The following is a 3,745-nucleotide window of genomic DNA, read 5'->3' on the forward strand; positions in this document are numbered from 1 at the left end:
TGTCGGATAGCCGGAATTCATGAGATTCAAGCACTTCCCTGAAAAACGAGCCGGGGTTCATGAGATTCCGTACCGGTATTTATGAGACTGGATGAGCCGGAGTTTGTGAGACTGGCGTTGTCTCGCGGCTTTTTCTGCAGACTGCCGTGCTCTCTCGTCGCGCTCAGCGCGCCAGAACCGGGCCGAGATGCTTCGCCTCAACGAAAGAGGCCATGCGTCAATCGCCTGCCGGACCCGTCCCTGCCCCTCCGCATCGCTCATAAGCATGACTGAGACCGCCCATTTGACCGGATCCTCAATGATCCGCCCGGCGCCGACCGCCAGCGCGAAACATTGCAAGAGCGAGCCCTGCGCCAGGGCGTGGAGACCGGGACGCACTGGCTTGGCAAGTACTGGCGCCACCTGATCGTATTCGGGAACTACGACCGTGAGCGCCTGTCGGATGATCGGCGTGGTCAAAAAATCATGATAGTCCCGGCGGTCTTTCAGAGACATTCGTGGCTGCTCGCAAACGTTCGGCGGCGAGGCCCGGCGATGTCGCACCGTCAGAAGCTGAAGCACTTCGGGCGCTTCCAGGTCGCCCTGCCCCGCGCTGCGCGCCCAGGCATCGAGATGCGCGGCACCGACCTCGGCATGCCCTTCAAGTTTCTTGAAGCAGTCCGTACCGAACCGATCGGACAGGGTCTCGCCGGTGGCATCCCGAAACTCCACACCATGCACCGGGCAGCGAAATCGCCACGGCAGCGCGGCGGCTTTGCGATGCAAGTCTTCGGGACAGTGCGGGCAGTAATACCGGTTCTTCCGCGCGATCATCATGCGCGCCGCAGCACCCAACTCCCGGAAAGTCATGGACTGCACTGCTTCGGGCGAAAGGCCGGTCCGAGCCGCGATCAGAGCCCCCTGCCCTTCCGAAAGACGCCATTCCAGGTCGAACACGTCGTGCCCCTTCAGGCCAAACGCGGCGATGAATTCCGAAACCGTCATGGCGTAGAACGGGGCCATGCGCGCGGCCCAGGAAGACAGCCGCTCGTCGACCTCGGGGAGATAGACAACCGGCAAGCGCCCGTGCGCCGTCACACCGGCTCTCCCAGGACCGCCTGCAACCGGTCGCCGCCCAGAATATCGCGCGAGAGGATGCGTTCCTCGCCGCTTTCGATGGCGGCGATCGCCAGCTGCGACAAGATCGAAAAGATGCCCGAGGTGATGCCGCCCGTCACCTTGATCATCCGCGTGAGTGCCTTCTCGTCGATCTGGCTTTGGCGCCGAAGCGGCAGCGTGCGCGTGAGCGTGCTCATCAGCCCGTTCAGATCCTCGCCCTCGCGCCAAGGCGGCAACGCGAAGGCCTCGAAACGGCGCACCAGCTGATCATCGGTGCGCAGTGCGTTGCGAGCCTGCGCTGTACCGACACAGACCAACGGGATGCGCAGCTCGTTGCCCAGAAAGCGCAGCATGTTCAGGAATCGTGCCTGTTCGCGGATCGTCCCCGCCTGCAGGCTGTGAATCTCGTCGATGACCAGCATCCCCGGACGCAATTCGGCGAGCAGTCGCAAGGCCAGGCTTTCCAGCACAGACAGTGTCGCCCTCGGCGGCTCCGGGGCACCAATCGCCGCCAGGATCCGGCGGTAGAAGCGCGATTCATCAGGCCCAGACACCATCTGCACGGCGACAACCGGCATATGCAGCCGTCCGCTGGTCTCATCGAAGCTTGACGCGTGATCGCGGGTGAACTTCTCGATGATCATCGTCTTGCCCATGCCGCTGTCACCGACAATGAGCAGGTTCGGCATGCGAGCGCGCTCGGGAAACGACATCAGCGTTTCCAGCTTCTCCAAGGCGGCCTCGGCCCTGGGATAGGAGATCCAGCGGTCGGCGCGAATCCGGTGAATGCGCTCCTCGGTGCTGAGCGCGGCTATCTTGCCGGCTCCTGGATAGAGATGCGGGAACTCAGTCATCGTCGTACCACTCCTCGACCTTGAAGCCGGGATGGCTGAGGAATGGGCTCCCCTCCCCTTCCGGCGCAGGCAGGGCTTCTGGCGCGGCGATATCCGGTGTCACATCGATCATCGGCAGAGGGGCCAGATGCGCCCGCCGAGCCTGGTGGCGCCGTATCGCCTTCGTCTGCCGCTCGGCGCTGTCGACGACGTCGCGCTGCGCCTCGATTGTCCTGAAAATAAGCTCCTCATCTACCGACCTGCGCCCGGCCTCACGCAAAGCGCGCCGCGCCGCGCGGTGTTCCCAGAGCGTGATCGCAGGCCGGGTCAGATCCGCCGGGCGGGCCTCGATGATCCCGTTCTCTGTCAGCACGAAGATGCGCGAAAGATCGCGCGGGTCGTATTTGAGCGTGAACTTGCGGCTTTCCCGGCCCATCAGCCAGCGCAACTCGTCCGCCCAGTAGCGGATGTGGAAGAGATGTAGGCCGTCGCGCTGCAAAACCCGCTGCTCGGACGGCAGGAAATCGACCAGGAACTGCCTGAGATCGGCCGGGATTTGGACTCGGACCTCGTTCGTCCGCGCCGCCCAAGCCGCCGCAGGAGTGGTTTCCAGCGCGCTGTGGACCCGCGCATGGTAGGAGCCAGTGATCTCTAGAGCGAGCCAGGTTTCCAGCTCTCTGAGCGTCATCACCGCCTCAGCCTCAGAGTCGAGATCACCGCGCTCGAAAATGTTCGAGAAATGCGAGCCTGGCAGCAGGTGAATGGCGCCCATCATCGTGCCGATCAGTCGCTCGATATGGCCGCCATAGCGCGGCGTTGCCGGTGGTCGGTGCTGCAGGTCGATCTGATATTCGGAACAGGCCCGCTCGAAGGCGCGCGCGTGGAACTCCGCGCCATTGTCCACGTAAATCGCGCTCGGGATACCCCGCGCGGGCCAATCCGTACCGATCCCACGTGCCGCGAGCCAATGCGATTTGTCCATCACAGCATGGGTCAGACACAGTGCGACGGCCAGCAGCGATGGCGGCTCCAGCGACAGATGAAACCCCAGAACCATGCGGGTGTTCACGTCGATCGCGACCGTCAGCGTCGGTCGGCCAAGAGGGCGTCGCGTTACCGGATCTACCGCCGTCACGTCAGCTTTGGTGTGGTCTATCTGGACGATATCCAGCGGATTGTTGACGATCAGCACCCCAGGCGTGGCCAGATAGCGTCGCTCGGCCTTGTCCTTGCCTTCCCGCCTGGCCATCAGCTTTGCCTGGTCATGTTTCTCCAGCCAGCGCCCCAGACGACGGATCGATGGCGGTGCCAGCCCTTGGGCCTGACAATCGGCAGCGATCTCCCGCCAGAACCGTGTCCTGGTGGGCTTGCGCCGAGTGGCATAAAACTCCTTGAAATGGCGGGACACGATCGCTTCCACCGCCGGGTCCAGCGGCTGCATGCCAGGTTTGGGGCCCCGGGTGTCCGGCAGTAGTGCACTGGTCCGCCCGTCCTCGCGGAACTGCTTCACCAGACGAAAGAGCGTGGATCGGCTAACATTCAACTGGCGCATGGCCCAGTCGACATTGCCCTGAGTGAGCTGGGCCGGCAGCTCCGCGAGCACCTGGGCGCGGTACTCGGCCTCTTCCCAATCCTTGTCAGCCGGAAAATTATCGGACATAACTTACTCACTGGACGGATGCCGGATAGTCTCACCAATGGTGACTCAAATCGGCGTCCAGTCTCACATACCCTGAATCGGTTTCAGAAATGCGACACAGGCAAGTCATTGAAAACAAATGGAACGCAGTCTCAGAAATTCCGGCAGACCGACA

At 62.9% G+C, this 3,745-nt stretch carries 3 protein-coding genes; all 3 read right to left on the reverse strand.

What is annotated here, in order from left to right; translation table 11 throughout:
- Positions 1-57: 57 nt before the first annotated feature.
- Genes ACRARG_RS21530 through ACRARG_RS21540 form a run of 3 tightly spaced genes read right to left on the reverse strand, consistent with a single transcriptional unit; the run spans position 58 to position 3,591 of the window.
- Positions 58-1,077, reverse strand: coding sequence for a TniQ family protein (locus ACRARG_RS21530; RefSeq protein WP_306043967.1), 1,020 nt, complete (start codon positions 1,075-1,077; stop codon positions 58-60).
- Complete coding sequence (locus ACRARG_RS21535) at positions 1,074-1,952, reverse strand: TniB family NTP-binding protein (protein WP_306043968.1); 879 nt, start codon at positions 1,950-1,952, stop codon at positions 1,074-1,076. Before ACRARG_RS21535 ends, ACRARG_RS21530 begins: the two co-directional genes overlap by 4 nt.
- Complete coding sequence (locus ACRARG_RS21540) at positions 1,945-3,591, reverse strand: TnsB C-terminal domain-containing protein (protein ID WP_306043969.1); 1,647 nt, start codon at positions 3,589-3,591, stop codon at positions 1,945-1,947. The genes ACRARG_RS21535 and ACRARG_RS21540 overlap by 8 nt, the downstream gene beginning before the upstream one ends.
- Positions 3,592-3,745: the final 154 nt, after the last annotated feature.

This window comes from Pseudooceanicola profundi, assembly GCF_050897955.1.
GTDB lineage: Bacteria > Pseudomonadota > Alphaproteobacteria > Rhodobacterales > Rhodobacteraceae > Pseudooceanicola.